This is a genomic window from Synechococcus sp. MIT S9507, from assembly GCF_047304715.1.
In the GTDB taxonomy this organism is placed as follows: domain Bacteria; phylum Cyanobacteriota; class Cyanobacteriia; order PCC-6307; family Cyanobiaceae; genus Synechococcus_C.
The window spans coordinates 1,865,415-1,889,289 of record NZ_CP138970.1; the positions used below are offsets into that span (position 1 = coordinate 1,865,415).

Annotated in this window: 24 protein-coding genes and 1 tRNA gene; 10 read left to right on the forward strand and 15 right to left on the reverse strand. The window is 57.3% G+C overall.

The genetic code is table 11. From position 1 onward, the window contains the following. Window positions 1-406 precede the first annotated feature (406 nt). Together SIB83_RS09760 and SIB83_RS09765 are read right to left on the reverse strand one after the other, a co-directional pair. Window positions 407-2,053: a SulP family inorganic anion transporter gene (locus tag SIB83_RS09760; protein ID WP_413745699.1), complete on the reverse strand. Its 1,647-nt coding sequence runs from the start codon at window positions 2,051-2,053 to the stop codon at window positions 407-409. A gap of 4 nt (window positions 2,054-2,057) precedes the next feature. Next, the gene (locus SIB83_RS09765) at window positions 2,058-2,426 is read right to left on the reverse strand and encodes a hypothetical protein (protein ID WP_413745700.1); all 369 of its coding nucleotides are present in this window, start codon (window positions 2,424-2,426) and stop codon (window positions 2,058-2,060) included. A 117-nt stretch (window positions 2,427-2,543) separates the two neighbouring features. Between SIB83_RS09765 and SIB83_RS09770 the strand changes: the two genes are divergently transcribed. From SIB83_RS09770 to SIB83_RS09785, 4 genes are all read left to right on the forward strand, one after another. Then, the gene (locus SIB83_RS09770) at window positions 2,544-3,548 is read left to right on the forward strand and encodes a DnaJ C-terminal domain-containing protein (protein WP_413747350.1); all 1,005 of its coding nucleotides are present in this window, start codon (window positions 2,544-2,546) and stop codon (window positions 3,546-3,548) included. A gap of 53 nt (window positions 3,549-3,601) precedes the next feature. Further along, complete coding sequence (gene hemB, locus SIB83_RS09775) at window positions 3,602-4,603, forward strand: porphobilinogen synthase (RefSeq protein ID WP_413405445.1); 1,002 nt, start codon at window positions 3,602-3,604, stop codon at window positions 4,601-4,603. A 110-nt stretch (window positions 4,604-4,713) separates the two neighbouring features. Continuing rightward, a complete protein-coding gene (locus SIB83_RS09780; protein WP_413405446.1) occupies window positions 4,714-5,112 on the forward strand; it encodes a VOC family protein in 399 nt (132 codons plus the stop codon). Then, window positions 5,112-7,487, forward strand: coding sequence for an endonuclease MutS2 (locus SIB83_RS09785; protein WP_413745701.1), 2,376 nt, complete (start codon window positions 5,112-5,114; stop codon window positions 7,485-7,487). Before SIB83_RS09780 ends, SIB83_RS09785 begins: the two co-directional genes overlap by 1 nt. Window positions 7,488-7,499: 12 nt before the next feature. Here SIB83_RS09785 and SIB83_RS09790 read toward each other — a convergent pair whose 3' ends face one another. Further along, window positions 7,500-8,732: an ABC transporter ATP-binding protein gene (locus SIB83_RS09790; protein ID WP_413745702.1), complete on the reverse strand. Its 1,233-nt coding sequence runs from the start codon at window positions 8,730-8,732 to the stop codon at window positions 7,500-7,502. Between the two features lie 60 nt (window positions 8,733-8,792). Between SIB83_RS09790 and obgE the strand changes: the two genes are divergently transcribed. After that, window positions 8,793-9,782, forward strand: a complete 990-nt coding sequence (gene obgE, locus SIB83_RS09795) for a GTPase ObgE (RefSeq protein ID WP_413747351.1) — start codon at window positions 8,793-8,795, stop codon at window positions 9,780-9,782. 117 nt (window positions 9,783-9,899) lie between these two features. Beyond that, entirely contained in the window at window positions 9,900-10,082 is a 183-nt protein-coding gene (locus SIB83_RS09800) for a hypothetical protein (RefSeq protein WP_413405452.1), read from the forward strand. Between the two features lie 106 nt (window positions 10,083-10,188). Here the strand turns inward: SIB83_RS09800 and SIB83_RS09805 are convergent, their stop codons facing one another. Next, window positions 10,189-10,407, reverse strand: a complete 219-nt coding sequence (locus SIB83_RS09805) for a CP12 domain-containing protein (RefSeq protein ID WP_413323665.1) — start codon at window positions 10,405-10,407, stop codon at window positions 10,189-10,191. Window positions 10,408-10,564: 157 nt separating this feature from the next. On the opposite strand from SIB83_RS09805, the gene SIB83_RS09810 reads away from it, so the two are divergent. Next, window positions 10,565-11,062, forward strand: coding sequence for a hypothetical protein (locus SIB83_RS09810; protein WP_413745703.1), 498 nt, complete (start codon window positions 10,565-10,567; stop codon window positions 11,060-11,062). On the opposite strand, the gene SIB83_RS09815 is transcribed toward SIB83_RS09810, so the two are convergent. Genes SIB83_RS09815 through SIB83_RS09825 form a run of 3 tightly spaced genes read right to left on the reverse strand, consistent with a single transcriptional unit; the run spans window position 11,043 to window position 14,574 of the window. Then, on the reverse strand, window positions 11,043-12,953 hold the full coding sequence (locus SIB83_RS09815; RefSeq protein WP_413745704.1) for an ABC-F family ATP-binding cassette domain-containing protein: 1,911 nt from the start codon (window positions 12,951-12,953) through the stop codon (window positions 11,043-11,045). The genes SIB83_RS09810 and SIB83_RS09815 overlap by 20 nt on opposite strands. Further along, window positions 12,950-13,588 carry a DUF2301 domain-containing membrane protein gene (locus SIB83_RS09820; RefSeq protein WP_413405457.1) on the reverse strand — a complete coding sequence of 213 codons (639 nt, stop codon included), beginning with the start codon at window positions 13,586-13,588 and terminating at the stop codon, window positions 12,950-12,952. Before SIB83_RS09820 ends, SIB83_RS09815 begins: the two co-directional genes overlap by 4 nt. Then, a complete protein-coding gene (locus tag SIB83_RS09825; RefSeq protein ID WP_413745705.1) occupies window positions 13,585-14,574 on the reverse strand; it encodes a glutathione S-transferase C-terminal domain-containing protein in 990 nt (329 codons plus the stop codon). The genes SIB83_RS09820 and SIB83_RS09825 overlap by 4 nt, the downstream gene beginning before the upstream one ends. Before the next feature lie 55 nt (window positions 14,575-14,629). Between SIB83_RS09825 and SIB83_RS09830 the strand changes: the two genes are divergently transcribed. Continuing rightward, the gene (locus SIB83_RS09830) at window positions 14,630-15,577 is read left to right on the forward strand and encodes an aspartoacylase (RefSeq protein WP_413747352.1); all 948 of its coding nucleotides are present in this window, start codon (window positions 14,630-14,632) and stop codon (window positions 15,575-15,577) included. Here SIB83_RS09830 and SIB83_RS09835 read toward each other — a convergent pair. The 4 genes from SIB83_RS09835 to SIB83_RS09850 all read right to left on the reverse strand — a co-directional run bounded on the left by SIB83_RS09835 (window position 15,556) and on the right by SIB83_RS09850 (window position 17,022). Then, entirely contained in the window at window positions 15,556-15,924 is a 369-nt protein-coding gene (locus SIB83_RS09835) for a hypothetical protein (RefSeq protein ID WP_413745706.1), read from the reverse strand. The two genes, SIB83_RS09830 and SIB83_RS09835, sit on opposite strands and share 22 nt — an antisense overlap. An 81-nt stretch (window positions 15,925-16,005) precedes the next feature. After that, on the reverse strand, window positions 16,006-16,383 hold the full coding sequence (locus tag SIB83_RS09840) for a hypothetical protein (RefSeq protein ID WP_413745707.1): 378 nt from the start codon (window positions 16,381-16,383) through the stop codon (window positions 16,006-16,008). A gap of 91 nt (window positions 16,384-16,474) precedes the next feature. Then, window positions 16,475-16,771 carry a hypothetical protein gene (locus SIB83_RS09845; protein WP_413405465.1) on the reverse strand — a complete coding sequence of 99 codons (297 nt, stop codon included), beginning with the start codon at window positions 16,769-16,771 and terminating at the stop codon, window positions 16,475-16,477. 92 nt (window positions 16,772-16,863) lie between these two features. Continuing rightward, window positions 16,864-17,022, reverse strand: a complete 159-nt coding sequence (locus SIB83_RS09850) for a hypothetical protein (RefSeq protein WP_413406592.1) — start codon at window positions 17,020-17,022, stop codon at window positions 16,864-16,866. A gap of 193 nt (window positions 17,023-17,215) precedes the next feature. Between SIB83_RS09850 and psbA the strand changes: the two genes are divergently transcribed. Beyond that, window positions 17,216-18,295: a photosystem II q(b) protein gene (psbA, locus tag SIB83_RS09855; protein ID WP_007100687.1), complete on the forward strand. Its 1,080-nt coding sequence runs from the start codon at window positions 17,216-17,218 to the stop codon at window positions 18,293-18,295. Window positions 18,296-18,426: 131 nt separating this feature from the next. Here psbA and SIB83_RS09860 read toward each other — a convergent pair whose 3' ends face one another. The 4 genes from SIB83_RS09860 to SIB83_RS09875 form a co-directional block, all read right to left on the reverse strand. Beyond that, a complete protein-coding gene (locus tag SIB83_RS09860; protein WP_413745708.1) occupies window positions 18,427-19,500 on the reverse strand; it encodes a metallophosphoesterase family protein in 1,074 nt (357 codons plus the stop codon). A 136-nt stretch (window positions 19,501-19,636) separates the two neighbouring features. Next, window positions 19,637-20,740, reverse strand: a complete 1,104-nt coding sequence (locus tag SIB83_RS09865) for a DUF389 domain-containing protein (protein ID WP_413745709.1) — start codon at window positions 20,738-20,740, stop codon at window positions 19,637-19,639. 929 nt (window positions 20,741-21,669) lie between these two features. Next, window positions 21,670-21,798: a hypothetical protein gene (locus tag SIB83_RS09870; RefSeq protein WP_256359648.1), complete on the reverse strand. Its 129-nt coding sequence runs from the start codon at window positions 21,796-21,798 to the stop codon at window positions 21,670-21,672. A 1,164-nt stretch (window positions 21,799-22,962) separates the two neighbouring features. Then, window positions 22,963-23,035, reverse strand: a tRNA-Thr gene (locus SIB83_RS09875). Window positions 23,036-23,117: 82 nt separating this feature from the next. Between SIB83_RS09875 and SIB83_RS09880 the strand changes: the two genes are divergently transcribed. Continuing rightward, on the forward strand, window positions 23,118-23,339 hold the full coding sequence (locus SIB83_RS09880) for a DUF3493 domain-containing protein (protein WP_413406285.1): 222 nt from the start codon (window positions 23,118-23,120) through the stop codon (window positions 23,337-23,339). Window positions 23,340-23,875: the final 536 nt, after the last annotated feature.

Consider the following 23,875-nt stretch of genomic DNA (forward strand, 5'->3'; position numbering starts at 1 on the left):
TGCCTGGTCGAATCCTGCCTCTCGGACCCTTGTGAGCCACTGCTTGCGTTTGCGCGAGTCAGATTCAATGTGATCAATAAATGCCTCGAGAATCTGCTTGCCAGCAAGGGCCATGTCTGCACTTATTTGCTTCTAAGACTCTATCCCTGGTCATGGTTGTCTTTAGCTTGAGTTTTACGGTTTAGCGTATCTATTGATAGGACGCTAATTCTTGGGTTGTGGTGGAACCGGCCTGTAGTTTTTCTTTCGTTTCCAGTGCCTTCAGCCTTGCAGTTTTGCGATTTTTTGATATCAGGATTTTGCTTTATCTGATTCTGTTGGATTGGTGCTCAGCTTGCTGGACTCAATGCTTTTATAAAATGAAATTTCCAAGGCCGGGTTTTTAAAAGTCATTGGATGGCTTTGCTCAAGATTCCTTGTTGATTTTTTCTAAGGCCACTTTTAACGCTTCGAATCTGTCGTCGATCAGGTGAATGACTCCGAATTGTGCAAGTCGTTGTTTGACTTTCCCACTTGCGCCAGTGACAATTACTGTTCTACGATGACGTTTTGCCTCGTTTGACATCCGCTCGATTGCAAGGCTTGCGGTGATACCGAGATGAGGAACCTCAGTGATGTCCAGGAGCAGGATTCTGTACTGCTTTATCAGCATCATTCGTTCGCTGATTCCCTTTGCAGCTCCGAAACTCAAAGGTCCTTTCATCCTGAACAGGAGGAGATCGTCGCCGCAGCACTTCAGTAAATTTTGTTCTTTTTCTGTTAGATGACCAGTCGCGGTGTTCATGTTTCCGAGCTGATGGTTGGTCAACGATTCAATGGTTAAAAGGTTGGCCACGAACATCCCTACCAGGACCGCTCCGATCAGGTCCCAGAACACAGTCATCAGCAGAACTCCCCACATCACCAGGGCAGTTTTGAATGACAATCTGTGGGCACGAAGCAGAAAGCCCCAGTCAATGATGTCAAGCCCAACTTTGATCAGAATTCCTGCGAGCAGAGCCGTGGGAATCCCTTCAGCCAGCGGGCCGGCTCCAAGCAATAAAATCAACAACACCACGGAATGTGTCATTCCTGAGAGTGGTGTTTTTCCACCTGATCTGATATTGATCACAGTGCGCATCGTTGCGCCTGCACCTGGGAGACCGCTGAACAATCCAGAGACGCTGTTGGCTATGCCCTGACCCACCAGCTCTCTGTTGGATAGATGTCGACTCTGGCTGATGTTGTCGGCAACCAGTGAAGTCAGCAGAGAGTCAATGGACCCAAGCACCGCGAGAACCATGCCTGCTCGCAGCAGTAGCGGTAAGTCGGTTCTCCAGTTCGGACTGTTCAAACTCAGTCCTCCTGCTGGTATCGAACCGATTCGGGGCAGGTTCTCTGGAAAAATCCACAGGGCAAGTGGTGTGATCAACAGGAGGCCAAGTAATGGAGAGGGAATGACCTTTGTGACACGTTTCGGAGTTGTGAACACCACCACAAGTGTTGCGATTCCGACCATCAGCGCTCCAGGGTTCGGCGTGAAGTTGGTGCTCACCATCTGCAGTGATTGCAACACCCCTCCCTGACTGCTGATTCCCAGAAGTGGCCCAATCTGAAGGCCAATGATGATCACTCCGATCCCTGACATGAACCCAGAGATCACGGAATAGGGGACCAGGGTGATGTATCGCCCCAGGCGTAATACCCCCATCAGGATCTGCAGTAATCCACCAAGAACCACCGCCGCCATCACCAGGGAAAGCATGTCCTGCTGACTCAGCTCCCGGCTTATTCCCGCAGCGGCGAGGCTGCTGACAACACCGGCAACCGTGACACTCATTGGGCCTGTGGGGCCGGTCACCTGGGCAGGGGTTCCGCCAAATAGGGCGGCAAGAAAGCCGGTGATGATTGCTCCGTAGAGACCGTAAATCGCGCCTCCGGGGCCCAGTGCGGCATTGCCGAATGCCAGAGCCAGAGGCAGAGCCACTACAGCTGCAGTGACGCCACCTGTGAGATCTCCTCGCCAGTGGCGCCAATGAAAGCCGTTTATGAGTGGCTCTCTTCTCGTGGTCATGGCCTCAGGGGTTATCTGTCATTCCCGACCAGATTTCAAGCTCTTTGAGAGATAGAACGCCTTCTCTTCGTTCACCGTTGGGCAGGATCCAGGTTGGATAAGCCTGGATTTTTGCCTGCTTGCAGGCAGCTGCCTGAATCGGCAGTTCCTTGGGTTTGCCGCATTCCACGTAGGGAAGACGTACAGCTGCTTCACCAAAAAGACGCCCCTGGTACTGACAGGCTGGACAACGCCATGAGCCGTAATACGTGACTTTGGTCCGGTTCAGGAAGTCGGCGATAGCTCCGGGGTCAGGGTCTGCCTTGGCGGATTCGCATCCCAGGCAGACAGCGCTGAGGCCGCTCAGTGCGCCAAGCAGAAGAACTTTGTACATGCGCGAAATGTACGTGTGTTCCGACGTACGGGCATCCGGCCCCCTTGATTGGTGCCGAACTCCGGACGGAACTGGGACACTGTGTCCAACCGGAGCTCATGGAGCTCACCGATCACTATGGCCGGAAGTGGATACCGCGATTACTTCAAAGTGCTTGGGGTTGAGAGAAGCGCTGATTCCGATGCGATCAAGCGGGCTTTTCGCAAGCTGGCTCGCCAATACCACCCTGATGTGAACCCAGGTGACGCCGGCGCTGAGGCTAAATTCAAGGAGGTCAGCGAGGCCTATGAAGTTCTTTCCGATCCTGACAAGCGACGCAGATACGAACAGTTCGGTCAGTACTGGAACCAGGCTGGAGCTGCGGGTTCAGGACCTGGTGCAGGGGGATTTGAAGTTGATTTCGGTCGTTACGGAAACTTCGACGATTTCATCAACGATCTCCTAGGTCGTTTCGGCGGCCCTGCCGCTGGAGGCTTTGGAGGAGGGCCGGGTGGATTCGCCGGTGGAGGTTTTCCTGGAGGAGGTTTTCCAGGTGGAGGGTTTGCCGGTGGTGGCTTTCCGCGTGGGTCGTCGAGAACCACCGTCAATCTTGACGCGGAAGCCAGCGTGAAGGTGAGTTTTACCGAGGCCTTCCGCGGTGCGGAGCGGACTCTGTCCGTGAACGACGAAAGAGTCCAGGTCAGAATTCCTGCAGGTGTCAGAACAGGGTCCAGGCTTCGGCTCAAAGGCAAGGGAAATCTTCAGCCTGGGACCGGCCGCCGCGGAGATCTGTATCTCAACCTTGAGGTGCTGACTCACCCTGTCTGGCGCCTCGAGGGTGACCAGCTGCGAGGAGAACTTCCCGTGTCGATCGATGAACTGGCACTCGGTGGGACGGTGAAAGTCATGACGCCTGATGGTGAGGCCGAGGTCTTAATTCCTGCCGGCACGGCTCCAGGAAGAAGTCTGCGACTGAAAGGCAAGGGCTGGCCTCTCAAGTCAGGTCGTGGTGATCTGCTGCTCAATCTCAACGTTCAGTGGCCCAGCAACTGGTCCGATGAGCAACGAAAGCTGCTGGAACAGCTTCGCAACTCCAGAACAGAAGATCCACGCCAAGACTGGTTCCAGAGCGCCCGTCTCTGAGTGGGTGTCGGCTTTCGACGCTTACGATCGCCTCCTTCGATCATGGCCTGCTGATGGACCTCACTTACCGCCCGCGCCGCCTGCGCCGATCTCCGGCTCTGCGCGCCATGGTTCGTGAAACAAGTCTTTCTCCCGCAGATTTCATCTACCCCTTGTTTGTGCATGAAGGCGCAGGAGTCGAGCCGATCGGGGCCATGCCCGGTGCAAGTCGCTGGAGCCTCGATCAGCTCACGGGGGAGGTGAAGCGCGCCTGGGATCTCGGCATCCGCTGTGTGGTGCTGTTCCCGAAGGTGTCTGAAGGTCTCAAAACAGAGGACGGTGCAGAGTGTTTCAACGAAAACGGTCTGATACCGCGTGCGATCCGCCAGCTGAAGCAGGAGATCCCTGAGATGGCGGTGATGACGGATGTCGCTCTAGATCCTTATTCCTGCGATGGCCATGACGGCATCGTGAGCGAGCAAGGTGTTGTGCTCAACGATGAAACCATTGAGCAACTGTGCAGGCAGGCCGTGATGCAGGCCCGCGCCGGCGCTGATCTCATCGGTCCCAGCGACATGATGGATGGTCGGGTCGGCGCCATCCGCGAGGCGCTAGATGACGAAGGTTTCGAGCATGTTGGGGTGATCAGCTACACCGCCAAATATTCTTCGGCCTATTACGGGCCTTTCCGGGAAGCTCTTGATTCAGCGCCCCGCTCTGCAGGCAGCAAACCGATTCCGAAAAACAAGGACACCTATCAGATGGACCCTGCCAATGCCAGGGAGGCCATTACCGAGGCTCAGCTCGATGAACAGGAGGGCGCCGACATCATGATGGTGAAACCAGGTCTCGCCTATCTCGACATCATCCATCGCTTGCGCTTGGAGTCGGAGCTTCCCATCGCTGCTTACAACGTCAGCGGCGAATATTCGATGGTGAAAGCCGCGGCGGAAAGGGGATGGATTGATGAACGCTCAGTGGTTCTCGAAACGCTGCTCAGCTTCAAAAGAGCAGGGGCTGATCTGATCCTCACTTATCACGCCTGTGATGCTGCTGAATGGTTGAAAAAGGGATGAGCCCGTGTTTCAGAGATTGAGATTCAGGCCTGGGTTTTGATCGAATTCATGATTCCGCCTTCGATCAGCGGCGGGCACCTTCAGAATGGACCCACACTCTGGGAGCCCACATGTCTGCGGTCCAGCGCCTTGGTCATGTCGCCATTCGCGTGAGCGATATGGATCGGGCTGTTGGTTTTTACACCGCTCTGGGTATGCGCATGGTCTGGGAAGCCGACGACTGGTGTTATCTCGAGGCCGGTGACTCCCGCGACGGGCTGGCTTTGCTGGGGCCTAAATACAAGGCTGCAGGTCCTCATTTCGCCTTCCATTTCCGCGATCGCGGCGAGGTGGATGTGGTGCATGACCGCTTGAAGGCCTCAGGTGTCGCGGTGGGCGGAGTGCATGATCATCGTGACGGCACGGCTTCGTTCTACCTGCGCGATCCCGAGGGCAACTGGCTCGAGATGCTCTATGAGCCGCCAGGGGGAATCCCCACCAATCAGCCCGGAGCCGCTCAGTCCGATTGATGTCTGCTCTCGAGGAAACCCTGGAGCTGCTCGAGTGGCCCCGCCTCTGTCAACATCTTTCCAGCTTTGCCAGCACGCGTCAGGGCCGCCGGCACTGTCGTCTCGGTTCACTCCCCGATACCCTGCCTGAAAGCATCACCCTTCAGGCCAGAACGCTGGAGATGGCAAGCCTGGATGGTCTCCTCGACGGGGGTCTCAGTTTCCGTGGGGTGGGTGATCTCGAGATGACCTTGCTGCGATGCAGCAAGGGCGGTGTCGCTTCCGGAGAGGAACTGCTCACGGTCGCTGACACCCTTGGAGCGGCCCGTCGTCTGAGACGACAGATCGATGATCCTGAGTTGAGGCCGGTCTGCACAGCCCTGCTCGTGGATGTGGCCACCTTGCCCGAGCTGGAGCAGCAGCTCAAATTCGCCATTGAGGAGGGTGGTCGCGTCGCGGATCGGGCCAGTGCCGTGCTTGAAGGATTGCGCCGGCAATGGCAGGAGATGCGTTCACGGCGTCGCGACAAACTTCAGGATGTGATCCGGCGCTGGTCAGTGCACCTTCAGGACACGGTGATCTCTGAACGGCATGGACGACCTGTGCTGGCCGTGAAAGCGGGAGCCGGTGGCCAGTGTCCAGGCATGGTTCATGACAGTTCCGCCTCCGGGAGCACAGTCTTTGTCGAGCCCAAGTCAGTGGTTGATCTGGGCAATCGGCTGGCGGATCTCGACGGCAGGATCCGTGAGGAAGAGCGGCGCGTTCTGGCCGATCTCAGCTCTGCTGTTGCCGAGCAGATCGATGGACTGTTCGCGCTGACGCTGGTGCTTTTGCAGCTCGATCTGGCTTTGGCCAGAGGTCGTTATGGGCAGTGGCTCGGTGCCGTACCTCCACGGCTTGAAGCGTCTGGTGAGGCACCGTTTACCCTCCAGGATCTCCGACATCCACTGCTGGTCTGGCAGGAGAGGAAAGAGCAGGGCCCATCCGTTGTTCCTGTCAGTGTCGATGTCTCGCCTGGTCTGCGGGTTGTCGCGATCACAGGGCCGAACACCGGCGGAAAAACCGTCACGCTCAAGAGTCTTGGCCTTGCAGCATTGATGGCGCGTGCAGGGCTCTGGATTCCCTGCTCCCGGCAGCCAGTTCTGCCTTGGTGCGCCCAGGTCCTTGCCGATATCGGCGATGAGCAGTCGCTGCAGCAAAGCCTTTCCACATTCAGCGGCCATGTGAAGCGCATCGGTCGCATCCTTGATGCCGTCAGCACCGGCCCCGCCCCGGCGCTGGTACTGCTGGATGAAGTTGGAGCAGGAACGGATCCCAGCGAAGGCAGTGCTCTGGCCACCGCATTGCTGCGCACACTGGCGGACCGGGCCAGGCTCACTGTGGCCACAACCCACTTCGGTGAGCTCAAGGCCCTGAAATACAGCGACTCCCGTTTCGAGAACGCATCGGTCGCTTTTGACAGTGAGACACTGTCTCCCACTTATCACCTGCTCTGGGGAATTCCCGGGCGAAGCAATGCTCTTTCCATTGCCTCCAGGCTGGGTCTCGATGAGGGGGTGATCGCTCAGGCGCGAAGCCTTCTCTCTCCGCGCGGAGACGGTGAGGCCAACACGGTGATCCGTGGTCTTGAGGAGCAGCGTCAACGACAGCAGTCGGCTGCCGAGGATGCTGCAGCTTTGCTGGCGCGCACAGAACTTCTGCATGAGGAGCTGCTGAAGCGATGGGAAAAGCAGAAACAGCACTCCGCCGAACAGCAGGAGCGTGGTAGGCAGCGTCTCGAGACCTCCATTCGCTCAGGGCAGAAGGAAGTGCGTCAGCTGATCCGCCGTCTCCGTGATGATCAGGCCGATGGTGAAACGGCACGGAAAGCAGGTCAGCGTCTACGCAAGCTGCAGGATCGGCATCGTCCCGAGCCGGAGACAAGACAGCACGTTGGCTGGCGTCCTCAGGTGGGTGATCGCATCCGTGTTCTGGCACTCGGCAAAGCTGCCGAGGTGCTGGCTGTTTCTGACGATGGCTTGCAGTTGAACGTGCGCTGCGGGGTGATGCGCAGCACCGTTGATCTCTCAGCTGTGGAGAGTCTTGATGGACGCAAACCTGAACCTCCGGCACCGGTGGTTCAGATCAAGGCGCGCCGAGGCACTGGTGCTGCTGAGGTGCGCACCTCCCGCAACACGATTGATGTACGCGGCATGCGTGTGCATGAAGCTGAGGCTGCCGTTGATGAGGTGCTGCGGGGGGCGAATGGCCCTGTCTGGGTGATCCATGGAATCGGCACCGGTCGCCTGAAACGCGGCTTGCGCGACTGGTTGGCTTCACTGGCTTATGTGGAGCGTGTGCTGGATGCCGAGCAGGGTGAAGGTGGCGCTGGATGCAGTGTCGTCTGGGTGCGCTGATCGATCTTCCCTTCAGTTCAGATCGGGAAGCATGGGTTTGTCGTCTCGATCTGGTGGGGGTGTTGGCATGGGAATGGCGTTCCCATGGTCGTCAAACAGGCGCCATCCACGGGGATCAGCATCCAGATGAATGCGATTGCCTGGCATTGCTCTGAAACCCGGATCCGTCCTGACCTGCACCAGGTGCTGTCCATCCAGCAACCTGCAGGTGATCAGCTGTTCGTTGCCCAGCACTTCGCTGTGACAGACGTCTGCCTGCAGGTTTCGGTTGGTGGCAGGTGCCACCTTGAGATCTTCCGGGCGGATGCCGCCATTGAGCTCTTTGCCCTCGAGACCTGCGAGAGCTGCGGCAAGTGGGCCCTCCACACTCACACGTCGTTCGCCAAGGTGGAGGGTGTGGCTGCGACCGACCTGAACTGGCAGAACATTCATGGGTGGGCTGCCGATGAACTGGGCCACAAAAAGGTTTGACGGCCAGCGGTAGAGCTCCATCGGGGTGCCCAGTTGTTGAAGTCGACCCTGATTAAGGACGGCGATCCTGTGCCCCATGGTCATGGCCTCCACCTGATCGTGGGTCACGTAGAGAGTGGTGGTCCCCAGCTGACGCTGGAGGTCCACGATGCGAGTGCGGGTGCTGCCGCGCAGCTTTGCATCGAGATTGCTCAGCGGTTCGTCCATGAGGAAGACATCCGGCTGACGCGCCATGGCTCGCCCGAGGGCCACCCGTTGTTTCTGACCACCGGACAGCTCCTTGGGTCGTCGATCCAGCAACTGATCCAATTCGAGGGCGCGGGCAACCTCCAGCACCCGATGTTCCACCCTCTCTTCCCGCCCAGATCTGACTTGAAGCAGGCGCGGCAGCTCACGTGTGCTGCGATGCAATTGGTCATGAAGCTGCTGCGCGGCGCTGCGGCGGTGGCTGCGACGCAGTCCGAACCCAAGGTTGTCGCGAACGCTGAGATGGGGATAGAGCGCGTAGCTCTGGAACACCATTGCCACATTCCGCTTGGCTGGCCTCAGCCTGGTCACAGGCTGCTGCCCCACCAGGATTTCACCGGCACTGGGGGTCTCAAGGCCTGCCATCAGTCTGAGCAGGGTGCTTTTCCCGCAGCCGGAAGGACCGACCAGCACCAGAAACTCACCATCCTCAATCGACAGTGAGAGGTCACGAATCACCTCGATCGGCCCCTCACCACCACGACCTGGATAGCTCTTGCTGAGCGCCTCGAAGCGAACGCCGGCCAAGCTCAATCTCCCGTGCCCTGCGATCCTAGGGTTGGTGAATGGCACCGATCGAAGCTTTTCGTGCAGTTCATCGACCAGGCGCGCATCACCGTCCGTGGCGGCCGTGGCGGTGACGGAATCGTGGCCTTCCGTCGTGAGAAGTACGTGCCAGCCGGGGGCCCCTCAGGCGGCGATGGGGGGCATGGATCCCACGTGATCCTTGAGGCTGACTCGAATCTTCAAACGTTGCTGGATTTCAAGTACAAGCGATTGTTCGCCGGCACTGATGGTCGTCGGGGCGGCCCTAACCGCTGCACCGGGGCGTCCGGGCAGCCTCTGGTCATAAATGTTCCCTGCGGAACTGAGGTGCGACACCTCACCACGGGAATCCTCATGGGTGATCTGACCGCGCCTGGGGAGCAGCTCATGGTTGCTTTCGGAGGCCGCGGCGGTCTGGGGAATGCCCACTATCTGAGCAACCGCAACCGGGCGCCCGAAAAGTGCACCGAAGGTCGCGACGGAGAGGAGTGGCCTTTACAGCTTGAACTGAAGCTGCTGGCAGAGGTCGGCATCATCGGTCTGCCCAATGCCGGCAAAAGCACGCTGATCAGCGTCTTGTCTGCAGCCCGTCCCAAGATCGCCGACTACCCCTTCACCACTTTGGTGCCGAACCTCGGTGTGGTGCGTCGTCCAACCGGGGATGGAACTGTCTTCGCCGACATTCCCGGTCTGATTGCCGGTGCAGCCCAGGGCGCTGGACTTGGTCATGACTTTCTCCGCCACATCGAGCGCACCCGTCTGCTGATTCACGTGGTGGATGGAGGCGCGGATGATCCTCTGGATGATCTGAAGGTGGTGGAGCAAGAGCTGGAGGCGTATGGCCATGGCCTGGTCGATCGCCAGCGCCTGCTGGTGGTCAACAAGCTTGAGCTTCTCGATGACTCGGCTCGCGACGAACTGGTGGCTTCTTTGGAACAAGTGAGTGGTCGAAAGCCACTGCTGATTTCAGCGGTGATGGCTCAAGGTTTGCAGGAGCTTCTGAATCAGGTCTGGAAGGAGCTTGGTGTCTGAGCTTGTGGGCTCAATCAAGTGAATTGACCTGTTTGCCTTGAACTGTGTACGCGGCCGCATCAGGACTTGTGCGTTCAGCTTGGGATGGCGATAACGGAAGTAATGAGAGAACGTCCGATGACCTTCTTCACCTGTTTCGACTCCCAGGGCCAGTTGATCGCCCGCTGTCAAACGCCTGAGCAAATCGAGGCTCTTCGCCGTCGCGGTCGTCCCATTGCCGGCGTGCAGGCAATGAAGCCTGAGGAAGCCGTTGTTTGCAGCCTCACCGGCAGTCCCGCTGATTTCAACGAAGATCAGTGATCGATCCTGCCGGATTCACCATGCAGAGTTCTTGACCGGAGCTTCTCAAGAAAAAAGCGGGGAGAATTCCCCGCTTTTTTCTTGAGCTGATTACGGCGCACACAATTCAGTCGTCGTACACGCGGCATTCATCAGCTTCCGGATTGTTTTCACAGTAGAGCTCAAGGGGAGTCGGGTCGTGGCTGTCGCCGGGGTGCTCCTTCTTGTAGTCCTGGAGGGACTCAAGCTCCTCGCTGAAGTGGCGAACCTTGGCATCGTTGCCCTCTGCCTTGGCAGCTTCGAGTTCGCTCTGGTCCTTCTTGATGTGCTCGTCGATGGATTTCATGGAGTCGTTGGCGTGTCCCAACCAATGTCGACGCACACACCATACGGCTGTTGCGCTGTGCTGCCAGCCGTTGGAGGTGACAGCTCGTTTCCGTATCAACACTCATGCCCTGATTGAGTGATTTCGGCTACCAGCAAAGAAGAAAGGGTTCGTGGTCATGGTGCGAATCAGGCAACGACAGGGCCGCCACTTCATGGATGAAGAGGGCCGAATGTTCTGGATCAATGGTCCTGACAACTTCTGCTATCTCTCGGAACAGCGTCAGTGGCGCTGCGGTCTGAGCTTTCAGGAGGTTCTTGACTGGAAACAATGTGCGCCTTCAGGGCTGGTGAGTCAGCGCTTCGGCTCGCTAAGGGCCGCCTGCGAAGCGTTTGAACACAATCAGGTTCTCTGGTCTCATGATCTCTACCTGCGTCGCATGGGTGACCAGATGGCTCTGCATCGCTCATCGGATGACTACCGCCCCACCGTGATGAAGCTGGCCGAAGCCGCTGGTCGAGCAGTGAGACCAGCGCCATGGAATGGTCGACAGTCCAACCCATTGAGCTGTCCTGTTCCCTTGCTGAATTCCAGTGCGGGTCTGGTGGGTGAACCTGGCGGCGAACTGACGCATCCTCGTCGCCGCCGTCGTTCTCTCAGGGAACCAGTTCACTGAGTTCCAGCCAGCGTTCCTCACTGGTTTCGAGCCGTTCCAGCAGGCTGGCCAGATCATGACTCAGGCTGGTGAGATCCCCCTGGCCGCTGGAGATGGCCTGCTCCAGATCTGATTTGCGCTGCTCCATCTGAGGCAGTTCACGTTCAAGCGATTCCAGCTCCCGTGATTCCTTGAAACTGCGTCGACGAGGGCCCTGGTTCTTCAGAGCCTGCTCTTTTGTGGCTTGCGCTCCATTGGATCGATTGCGATCGTCTTCAGTCGCAGCAACCTTTTCTTTGCTGCGGCGATGGTCAAGAAAGTCGCTGTAATTGCCTTCAAAACGCTCTAGCCGGCCGCCCTCAAAGCAGAACAGCCGATCGACGGTTCGATCCAGAAAGTATCGATCGTGAGAGACCACAACCACACAGCCGCGGAAGTCCTCGAGCAGGTCTTCGAGAACGCTCAGCGTTTGAACATCGAGATCATTGGTGGGTTCATCCAGCAGCAGCACATTGGGAGCCTGAATCAGCATCCGACAAAGACTCAGCCGTCGCCGTTCCCCTCCTGACAACTTGCTTAGGGGGCTGTGCTGTTGAGCTGGTGGGAACAGGAAGCGCTCCAACAGCTGCGATGCGCTCAACTGCTCCCCACCCAGGTCAATCCTGGATGCAGCCTCTTCGACGAATTCGATCACCTTGCGTTCAAGCCCTCGACCTTCGGTGAGGGCATCGGTGTGCTGATCGAGATAGCCGAGATGCACTGTTTCCCCAACTCGAAGAGTGCCAGAAGTGGCTTGCCGCCTTCCGGCGATCAGATCCAGCAGGGAGGATTTGCCGCTGCCGTTGGGGCCGATGATTCCAACCCGATCCTCTGGGCTGAAGCTGTAGGTGAAATCCTTCAGCAGCACGGCTCCGTCGACCCGGCCATCAGCTGTGACCGTCAGTTGCTGAGCTTCGATCACGAGTTTGCCGATCCGACGACTGATGCTGCTCATCTCCAGGTGGCTGCGATTGGTTTTCGCGGGACCCGACCGCATTTCCTCAATTCGCTGGATGCGAGCTTTCTGCTTGGTGCTCCGCGCCTTGGGGCCCTGACGCAGCCAGGCCAGTTCACGTCGCATCACGCTCTTGAATCGGGCGGCTTCCGCGGCTTCTGAGATCTCCTGGTCAGCTTTGCGCTGAAGATAGGCGCTGTAATTGCCATCAATGCTGGAGGCCTGTCCCCTGTCCACCTCCACGATTCGGCGTGTCACACGGTCGAGCACATAACGGTCATGGGTGACGAGCACCACAGCTCCCGGGTATCGATCCAACCAGCTCTGCAGCCATTCCACAGCCGCTGCGTCCAGATGGTTCGTCGGTTCATCCAGGAGAAGCACATCAGGTCCTGCAACCAGTGCCGAGGCCAGGCCCACTCGCTTGCGATATCCCCCTGACAAATCCTCCACCGGGCGGTGAAGATCGCTGATCCCCAGGCGCTGCAGCACTTCCTGGCACTGCTGCTCGAGCCCCCAGGCGCTCTCTTCATCCATGCGCTCACTGAGAGCGCCGAGTTCACGCATCAGCATTGTGTCCTCGGGAGACTGGGCCACCGCCTCAGAGACTGCGCTGAAGCGCAGCAGCAGTTCCCGCTTCTCTCCGCACCCTGCCAGCACCTGTTCGAGAACGGTGAGTCCAGGCTCCACCGTGCTGTCCTGACCAACGAGCTCAATTCTCAGACGTGAGGAACAGCGCCGCTCTCCGCCGCCGAGAGGTTCCTTCCCTGACAAAACCCGCAGAAGAGTGGACTTACCCGCTCCATTCGGTCCGATCAGCCCAACCCTGTCCCCTTCACGGATGTGCAGCGTGAGGTTCTCGAACAGGGTTCGGATCCCGAAATCCTTGGAGGCATCAACCAGGCTGATCAGACTCACGGGCCCGCCACCTCTCTCTGGGCGTCCAGATACGCAAACACGCTCTTGTCTCCCACATCGGCTGCTGCCTCCATGCCGAATTTCCGAACGGCAAGCACCACAAGCAGCAATCCCGCGAACAGCACCAGAAACCAGCAGGGGCCATTGCCAATCAGCCCCAGCAGCCGTCCGAGAAGAGCAACAGGAAGCAGCAGGGTGAGGCCGATGGCCTCCGGTCGCCGGAAGCAGAAGAACTCTTTGAAGCCGATGCCTGTGAGAGCCGCAAACATCGGGCCGATGGCAAGAATCCACAACGGCTGACTGGCCAGCGTGTCCAGAGCTGTACCGGCTGATCCCTGAAGCATCAGCACCAGCCATCCTCCACAACCGAGCAGCCAGAACAGCTGCAGCGCCTGATGCAGCGGACGCAGGTAGATGTGAATCCACTGGAGCGCCAGTCCAAGGCTGACGCCAAGGGGAAGAAGCCACAACCATGCCCACTCACCGCCAGCCAGCCACCACTGCAGAAGGCCAGCGCTGAGCGATGCTCCGCTGATCAGCAGGCACACCCTGTAGCGCTGCACCTCCTCCCTGTCCTTCGAGGTGATGGTGAAAGGTCCATACATTCCGTCGAACTGTGGATCGGCGGTCGTCATGGCAAGGGAATGGTGCTGTTCACCAGTGTGCTCAGCTTCGGGCCGTCCGGAACGATTCCGCCCGGATTCAGGGGAAACAGGGCGCCGAAGTAGTCGTTGCGCCAGGCAGAGGCATCGCAGGTGGCAGCCACTCCAGGTAGGGCCAGGAACCGTTGCCGCCATCTCCAAAGTCCAGGCAGCATCCACAGGGGACTGGCGCTGCATCCGAACAGGGGGGAATAAACCGTTTCCCAGCGGATCAGGGTCGGAAACAGACGGATGTCCGCAAGGGTCAGCGTTTCACCGCAGAGCCATGGCCCCTCACTCTGGAGGCTGCGTTCCACCTCGTTCAATGCTTCGATCATGGCGGCACTTGCCCGGTTGTAAGCCGCCTGGTTTCTGGCGAAGCCGCAGCGGTAGACCCCGTCATTCACGGCTGGTTGCAGGAGCTGCTGCCAGCTTTCGATCCGTTCCAGCAGGGTGTCCGGTGCCAGGTCCGGAGCGCCAGCTTCCGCAGGCCAGCGATTGAGTGCCTCACTCAAAGGTGTGCTGTCGTTGCCAAGAAGTTTTGGATTGTGCTGTTCGCTGTGGCCAGGATCCACCAGCACCGGCACCGTTGCCCGCAGACTTGGTTCAGCTCCGCAACGGCGATACAGCTCAAGAAGGCTTGTGCAGCCCAGCCAGCCGGGATCCAGCCGCCATCGTCCCTCCTCATGGTCAGCCCTGGCGGTGATCACTTCGAGGGTGCTTTCAAGGTTTCGCAGCTTCACCATCAGCCAGGTGCGATGTGCCCATGGACAACTGCGTCCGATCAGCAGCCGCGGTCGACGCTTTGGGTCTCGCCGCTGGAGATCCTCCGCCTCGGGAACCAGGGTCTGCATGGGTGTGCTGTCCGGCCTTTGGTAGTTGCCCTGGTCATCCGCCGGCCCCAGCCCTGTCATCAGGCGTTTCCACTGCCACTGCCAGCCATTGCGCACGCTGCGAACGATCAGCGGAGGAATCGACATCACGGTTCCGTTTCAAGGCATTGTCCTTCAGGCTGTGAATGAGTGCAGCGAGCTGATGGCAAGCCCCCGAGTGTTGGTGGTGGCTGGTACCCACGGCAATGAAGTCAATGCCCCCTGGCTTCTTGAGCAATGGGCCGTTCACGAGGAGCTGATTGACGCCTGTGGATGTGTCGTCCAAACGGCGATTGGTAACCCGGAGGCCTTAGCGGTTGGTCGTCGTTATTGCGATCGCGATCTCAATCGCTCCTTCCGTCCCGATCTCCTTCAGCAGAGCGCGACCCACCCCGAGCAGTGTGATCGTGAAATGCTCAGGGCTCTGGAACTTCTGCGTCAGTTCGGGCCTGACGGTCAAACACCCTGTGAACTGGTGATTGATCTGCACAGCACCACATCGGCAATGGGTAACTGCCTAGTGGTTTACGGCCGCAGGCCAGCCGATCTGGCTCTGGCAGCGCTGGTTCAGTCAATGCTGGGTCTGCGAATTTATCTGCATGAAGCAGATGCAGCGCAACAGGGTTTCATGGTGGAGCGCTGGCCATGTGGCCTTGTGATTGAGGTGGGGCCCGTGCCTCAGGGCGTTCGACGGCATGACATCGTTCAGCAGACGCGGCTGGCGCTTCAGGCGGTGTTTCGGGCCATTGCTGATGTCATGTCAGGCGAAGCCAGCTATCCCAACGGGCTTGTGCTCCACCGGCATCTCAAAAGCCTTGATCTGCCTCGACAGCCCTCAGGCGAGGCTGCAGCCTTGATTCATCCTGAGCTGCAGGACCGGGATTGGATTCCCCTGCGCAGCGGCGATCCTCTGTTTGTCTCGGCGCAGGGAACAACCATTGCCTACGAAGGGCCCGATGGAGACATTCCCGTCTTCATCAATGAAGCGGCTTACGCGGAGAAAGCCATTGCGCTCAGCCTCACAAGCCGTGAACAGTGGCCTCTGTCGGAAACATGGACAGAGGCTCTCGATCTTTTGTTGAACGGCAATCAGCGCGGTGGACCGTTGTAGATGATGCTGACGACGCTGCGGCCGTCAGGCGCGACCTCGATTTCCGTTTCCGTTGTGGCGTCGCTGCCATTTTCAGGCCATCCAGGACTTCCCCCCAGGAAGCTGAAGGTGAAGCCATCTGGGGAATCATTCACAAGACAATCCCCTCCGCCTGAGCTGGTCTGGAACATGCAGGGCTGGGGGCGATAGACACTGAGACCACCGTTCTCGGTCACAGCTGTATTGCGTGCCAGGTTCAGCGCTCGCACCTGGGATGCCGGAACTGGCGCTTGTGCAAGCGCAGGGGCACCGGCAAAAGCACCTGTGCCGGCGATCACAGCCAGGGTGGTAAGGGAGGAGAGGTACATGACCTTTGTGAAGACTCTTCTATCGGAGACAGAGCTTCAACGTCTGTCAACCAATCCGTTGTGGTCTGTTGAACGACTGGATCAGCGGATCGGTCCGTTGTAAGGAACAGCCAGAATTCTGTCTCCATCACGGGAGACAAGAACTTCAGTTTCCATTGTTGGATCGGGTGGAGACAATTGTTCCCAGCCTGGTGGACCTCCGCTGAACCCGAACAGAAACCCCTGATCCGATTTGGAGATCAGGCAGGACGTCGCTCCGGTTTCGTACATGCAGGCCGCGGCGCGGTATGAGGAGAGGCCGCCATTGAGAGATTCCGCTCTCATCCTCGCGAGATTCGCTGCCTTGGGTTGTGCAAGGGGCAGAGCAGGTGCAGCCTGCAAAGCGCTGATCCCTCCCAGGGAGAGAACAAAACCGGCGGCTGTGGTCAGCAGTGGCTTCATGGGTTCGAAGGATGGCATTCCAGCCTGGTGCCAGGCCCCAGGGCATCTATGTCTAGACCTTGGAAAGACATGTCCTGTTGTGACTGTCCCCTCAGCTCTCTGAGAGTCTTCATCCGCAGGCCCACGTCCCCTGCTCAAGTGTGCAGGGAAGACTGCTGACCTTGCCGTCCTCCCAGTAGATCCTCAGCCTGTCGTCGGCAGTGCCGCTGCGGAATGTGATCGATTGGATCGGCCCGGGAGGAACGCGCTCTCCACTGTCATCAGCTTCCGGCATCGATTCGCTGACCCGACGCTCAAGCTGGTCGAGACGGGTTTTCAGTTTCGTGATTTGTGCATCACGACTGATGTCTGTTGTCGGCTGAACCTCAGATCGTTGTTGACAGGCACCGATGAGCGAAGCCGCCATGACTGCGCTGCACGCAATCGCCATTGATCGAACGGCGGGGGCTGAAGACAAAACCATGACCGCGGCGGTTGTTGTTGATCCAGTGTGGGTGTTCAGCCTGCTTCGACCAGTCGTTCGCTCCAGTAGACAACAGCTCCCTGAGCTTCCAGCTCATGACGCCTGTGGCGCGCAGCCTTGGTGGGAACGGTTTCCTCCAGACGCTGTCCTGCGATCAACCAACGAATCAGGACCACAAGCGTCTCCCAAGACACAACCTGAGAATCTTAAGCGTTCCTTTAGGCCGCGGTCTTCTGTTCTGCCTGCGGCTGAGCGAGGTCTCAATGGTTCTTCATGTCGGCTTCATAAAGCAGGCGACATCTTGCGCAATGTTGCTTTACAATCGTTCTCGGCAGGGCTTCCTGCCCTTCCGTAACCGTCTCCTCGGAGACATTCTTTCCCGTTCTCATGACCACCACCATTCAGCAGCGCTCCGGCGCCAATGGCTGGCAGTCCTTCTGCGAGTGGGTCACCTCCACCAACAACCGCCTGTATGTGGGCTGGTTCGGTGTGCTGATGATCCCCACCCTGCTGGCTGCCACCACCTGCTTCATCGTTGCGTTCATCGCAGCACCCCCCGTCGACATCGACGGCATCCGTGAGCCCGTCGCCGGTTCACTGATCTACGGCAACAACATCATCTCCGGTGCTGTTGTGCCCTCCTCGAACGCCATCGGCCTTCACTTCTATCCCATCTGGGAAGCTGCCTCTCTCGACGAGTGGCTGTACAACGGCGGTCCTTACCAGCTGGTTGTCTTCCACTTCCTGATCGGCATCTTCTGCTACATGGGTCGCGAGTGGGAACTCTCCTACCGCCTCGGCATGCGCCCCTGGATCTGCGTTGCTTACAGCGCACCTGTGGCTGCTGCCTCCGCCGTGTTCCTGGTGTACCCCTTCGGTCAGGGTTCCTTCTCTGACGGCATGCCCCTGGGCATCTCCGGCACCTTCAACTTCATGTTGGTGTTCCAGGCCGAGCACAACATTCTGATGCACCCCTTCCACATGCTTGGTGTGGCTGGCGTCTTCGGTGGTTCACTGTTCTCCGCCATGCACGGTTCACTGGTGACCTCCTCCCTGGTCCGCGAGACCACCGAGAGCGAGTCCCAGAACTACGGCTACAAGTTCGGCCAAGAGGAAGAGACCTACAACATCGTGGCTGCCCACGGTTACTTCGGTCGCCTGATCTTCCAATACGCATCGTTCAACAACAGCCGCAGCCTGCACTTCTTCCTGGCTGCCTGGCCCGTTGTCGGCATCTGGTTCACCGCCCTGGGCGTGTCAACCATGGCCTTCAACCTGAACGGTTTCAACTTCAACCAGTCCATCCTTGATGGTCAGGGCCGTGTCCTGAACACCTGGGCTGATGTGCTGAACCGCGCCAACCTCGGCATGGAAGTCATGCACGAGCGCAACGCTCACAACTTCCCCCTCGACCTGGCTGCTGCTGAGTCCACTCCTGTGGCTCTGCAAGCTCCCGCCATCGGCTGAGGCTGAAGTCTCCAGAGATTCAGCTTTAGCTGAATCGGAAAGCCCCCTCTCACGAGGGGGCTTTTTGATGGCTGGCTGGTTGATTGACGAGCTGTTCGATCAGCCAGCTGTTTGATCAATCAATTGTTGAATTATCGATTCACAACCGGTGATCCGCGTTCCCATTGCAGGCTTCGGCGGCGGGCTACTGGAAAACCAGAAACGCTCACCTGGGCAGGCAGGCCATCACTCGCCATGGGCTTCATGGTGTTGAGATCAATGGTCGTTTCGCGAATCAGTGTCGCGGGTCGTGTCCACTCAAGAAGCGTCAGAGATGGTGGTGAAGGCAAGCTGCTGCCGATGATCCGGCGTGGTCCGCTGCCCATGGCCCCCAGGCTCAGCAGCCGTAAACCCATTGATTCAGACGGGTACCAGGCGTGGTGGTGACCCGAGATCAGCAGATCAACCCCACCGTTTCGCATCAGAGCGGCGAGCCCCTGAGGGTTGGCGATGCATTCTCCAGTGCGCGCCCGTCCATCACTGAATGCAGTGAGCGGCAGATGGCCCATCACCAGGCATAGATCGTCAGGCTGGCGATGGGCGGAGTTCAGTGCTGCTTCGATCCATCGTCGTTGTGAAGAATCGACGTTTGCTGAAGAGGCATCGATCACGATCACAAACAGTCCAGGACGTCTCCACGCGTAGTGAAACGGAAATCGCTTGCTCTCAATGAACCCTGATTGCAGATTCCCACAATGCTTTCCCCAGAACAGCTCTGTCTGCCGACGCTCACGCCCGAAGACCCAGTGTCCCTGCTGTTGTTGACTCGACCCATCGTGATTGCCAATGGCGGGAAGCAAGGGGATGCCTGCCTGCTCAAGGGGTGCTCTCACCGATTGATCAAAACCGGCCCACATCGCCTGCAGCTGTGATGTGGGCAAGGATGTTTTCTGGCCAGCCACCATGTCTCCGGCACAAAGCACCAGGTCAGGTTTTGCCTGCAGCAGCAACCCCATGCCAAGCTGCACAGCATCAGCGTAAAAGGTGCTTCCGTAAGAGCCGTTCAGATCGCTGATTAAGCCCAGTTTCAACCCTTTAATCGGCTGATCTGGGGAGGGTCTCAACGTTGTTGAGCCAATCCTGCGAAGCAGCCCGTCCAGAACGACACCTGAAAGTCCAGCGCCAGCGATCAGCCGCAGAAATTCTCGACGCCCGGTCTGAATCATCTGCTGAGTTTATGGCCGGTATCCATGCATGGCCTGCATCAATGGAGGGATGGCACCAGATTCAGCACGATTGTCTGACTGTTGATCTCTGAATGTCATTGAGAAGACGCGGGAGATTGCTTTATTGATCAAAGTGTTAAGGCTCGCCAGGCGCATTGCTGGCTTCCTGAGCAAGCGGAACGTCATCAGGTTCACGAAGCTCATCCTGGTCACTTTGTGGGGCTTGGTTGATCTCAGAATTTGCAGGCTGCTGCTCTGAAGGATCAACTTTGACAGGTCCAACGACATCCACTGCAGTGCGTTGGGCTACAAGTTGAAAATTGCTTTTAAGGCGTTTGTTGATCTCCTCCTGAACCAAGGTAACCTGTTTGAAGCTCGGAAGATCAGGATCAGTTACACGAACAATGATGCGTATTTGCTCTTTATCCCAGTCAATATTAATCTGTTGAATATCAACTAATTCAGGGTCGCTGAAAGTGAGAGTTTCTTTCACAAGAATCTTGCGAACAGTCTCTTCAACTTCTCCTTGTCTCAATAATCCGATGAAGCTGCCACCAAGTGGAATCAGCAGCATGCCTGTCAGGGTGAAGCTGGCCACGCTGAGACGACTTCGGCGCAGCACGTGGCGGAATTCGGAATCCTTCCAGGCCATTAGAACAAGACCTCCTGTGAGGATCCCGAGCAGATTTGTCGTGAACAGCAATCCTGCTCCGTAAGCATCACTCCAGCGCTGATGTGACAGCAGCAGTCCCATGACGCAGACAGGTGGCACCAGGGCAACGGCGATTGCCGTTCCCGCCAGTGAACTCACGGCATCGCTACGTAGCTTTGCGTAGGTCGCCAACCCACCAGCCACAAGTGCGATGCCGAGGTCCAGCAGGTTTGGCATCGTTCTGGTGAGAACCTCTGATCCCAGCTGAGGCAGGCCTGCGAGCCATCCGAGGATGAAGGAGAGCAGCGTGCTGATCGAAACTCCCACCAGCAGTGTGCGCAGTGACCGGCCCAGCAGACGCACTTCTCCAAGCAGGATTGCGAAAGTCGCCGCCCGTAGAGGCATGATCCACGGCGCCACCACCATGGCTCCGATCACCACTGCAGGGCTGTCGGCAAGCAACCCCAACGTGGAGATCAGACTTGCTCCAATGCTGAGCACGATGAACACCTCATCCAAGGCGGCATCGCGCATGTGACTGCGATGGAGCTGTTCAATTTTGCGGCTTGAGACGCTGCCTGATGTCATGAACTCCCCAATGGTCCGAGCAGTCTGATTGTTTATGTACGTTCGATCAGGTGCTGTCGACGCAAAGCTCCCTGATCACGGGCCCCACCTGTCGTTCTTCACTGTTCAAGAGCTTCTGATGTTGTTTTGTGAATCCAAATCGATAGCTGTGCATGCAATTAATTCTCAGAGGACTGTGCGTTTTCTGAGGAGATCGTCTGATTGTGCGTTATGCATTGCTGGCGCAGGAGCTTCCTGTCAGTGTTCGATGGAAATAATCTGAGAGACCGTCAAGGCAATCGTATGCTCCGGTACCAACTTCCAAATCATTAAAGGTTTGATTGCTGTTGCAATGTCGGAAACCGGCAACCTTTCCATTATTTTGGAATGCCCTTTTTTGCACAATGCCTCCTTCCGATCTGTCTTCTTTGAAGTGGGAAGCGGATGGTGAGATGTCTGCCCAGGACACTTGGGATCTCGTAACACGACTGGCAAAAGTTGAAGAACAGGAGAAAGCATCGAGTCTTCTGCAGTTATCTTCGAAGCACTGCCATTCGAAAAGCAAAAAGCTTCGGTTTGATGCGTAATCCAATTCTATTATTTCCCGGATTCATTGTAATCAGATCAAAATTATTTTTAAAATTCGGCGCATTTATTCAACCATAAAATCAACTTCAAGCGAATAAAGTTATAGTTTGATTCGAACTTGTGATTAAGCCTGGTTTTTCTTGCGTGCATTCATGATTGCTATTGCAGATTGAGTGAGCACTAAATTTTTGTCAAATTCTTTGCCTGAATAAGTGGTTGATCACATCCAGTATTCGATCGTTTGGCTTCTCCAATCACGTGGTCCAACCTGACTAAGCTGTTATTCAGGCAGAGATGAACTGATTCTCGATGTCTCTGGTTTGGTCTGGCGATTTTGCTTACTTCGGAGTCGCTAAAAGCTCTTATTTAGGCCTTTTGGTCAGGTCGCCGAAATCGTCATCATTCGGTTGCATGAACTGCCAGACGACCGGCACGGTGAAAACCACCACAAGGCCAATGGTGGCCCAAATCGCAACCGTGTAATCGCCCATCTGATCGTTCCTGTTGAGCAAGACCATAACGGGAAAACGTTTGAGAAGGCCATCATCGGCCTCTCAAGGTTTCCTGCGTATGCGGATGCGTCGGATTGAGTGGTCAGCCTCCCAGGTCTTTCCCTGGTCATCAGGTCACGAACGACCATGAAGCCTCTCTTCAGAGACGTCACCAGGCATGGAGTCGAGACTGTGAGCTGAGGAGCGTGACGGGACTCTCGGTCGTTGTTGCGGTCTTCCTGCCAAAGCTGGTTCGGTATCCACATCACCAGCTCAACATCATTCGATTATGTTGAACACACGTTGGTCCCGACAGGGGCGCAGTCCGATCTCAAACATGCAACGGGGTTTGGGACGCTGTAGGAGGTTCTCATGAACACCCTCGCAATGATCAAAGAAAAGGAGCTCAAAGCTCGTCGGCTGCATGATGCGCAGCACTCTTTTGCTGCTTCGTCTGAAGGCAGCGATTTCACGTCGGCTCACCTGTCACCCACCAAGCTGGTGGATTGCGCAATCTGAGCTCAGGTCTGGGTTCTTGCAGACATTGCTCCGCGGAAGCGGGGCTTTTTGCTGGGCCAACTTGTTTCACGCGTGGTGTTGCTCCCGCTTGCTGAACGGGTGCCAGGATCTCGATCGCTCAAAAGCCCCCAAATCGAAGGCACACTTCCAGTGCTCCAAGTCCAAACAGGAACGTGCCGCCAAGAAACGCCAATTCTTTTGGACTCCTGGCCATGATTTGAGGGGGGAAAGCCCGAAAAACGTTGAGGCAAATCTAAAGGAAACCTGAAGACCTGGTGTTTCAAATGGTTGCCATTTCGCTGCTTGTGCTGCCACCTGTTGCACAGCTTCATGAAAAAAGCTTCACAAATCGGTTGCTTCCTGGCGTCTTTTTACAGATCTAAATTCTTAGTGGAAAGAATATTCAGAAGGCTTCAACCTTTTGATGGGATTCCGGCAGAGGAAGCTTGCTCCACGTGGTTGGCTCGGAATGCGTGACAACTTGCTGGTCAGTGCCTCATACCCATGCACTTTTCACCAGAACGGATGCATCGAGGTCGGAGCCGCAGGCAGGGCAGAGTCAAACCAGTGTTGGTATGTGTCTTGCTTGGACATCGAAAACCCTGCTCCAGCAAAAACGGCCGCTGAAACAGGGTTCAACATCGAAGCCGATGACCTGACTTGAACAGGCGACCCACGCTTTACGAAAGCGTTGCTCTACCGGCTGAGCTACATCGGCGACTCTAGGAAATTAACATTCAGGTTCACGCAAACAGCTTTTGAGCGCTGAACCCGAGGGTGATCAGGGATTGGATCCGGCTATGCGGGAACGGCTGCTGCGTGAATCACGCACCCCCTGGCGGGGGCTGCGAAGGTTGCTCTGGACCGCCTTGTTCGCTTCCGGTGGCCTCGGACTCTTCGTGATGAGCTTCAGCATCAGTGCCGGCAGCAGCGCTGTCGGCACTGACCTGGCCATCCAGGTCGGGGCCGTGGTGCTCTTCGGGGGATTGCTGTGGTTTGATCGCGACCGTGGCGGTGACTGAGGCTGCGTCATCGTCATCACTGTCAACCAAGACCGGGCTCAAATCGGTTTGCCTCAAAATCTCCTGAGCCGGTTTCACGGCAGCGGCTGATTCTTTCGGTTCGGGTTGGGAGTCGAGTTCGTTATCCCGAGCTGATGCCTGACCTGTTTTGGCATCATTTTCGGCGTCATTGCCGATGACAGCCGTTTCCTCACTGAACAGCAGCTTGTGTTCAGGGTTCTGGGGCTCATCCAGGGACTGCTCAGGTTGTGCTGCTTCGCGGTCTGCAGATGCCCGTGTCTGATCAGGGTCTTCGTTGTCTGTCGAAGGGATTTCTACGTTTTCTAGAACTGGTTCAGGCTCGTCGTTCTGGGCATTCGCAGTTATTTCGGGTACTGCAGTGCCCGGTTTGGAATCGGGCGCTGGCTCAGCAGCGTATCGGCTGATCTGAGCTAGGTCGTCTCCCGAGGGGTTGGTCTTCGGTTTTTGAGGGTTGTCATCGCCTGCCTCCCATTGCAGGGGCGGCAGTTGCAGCAGTCCCACACCGAGGGACAGGT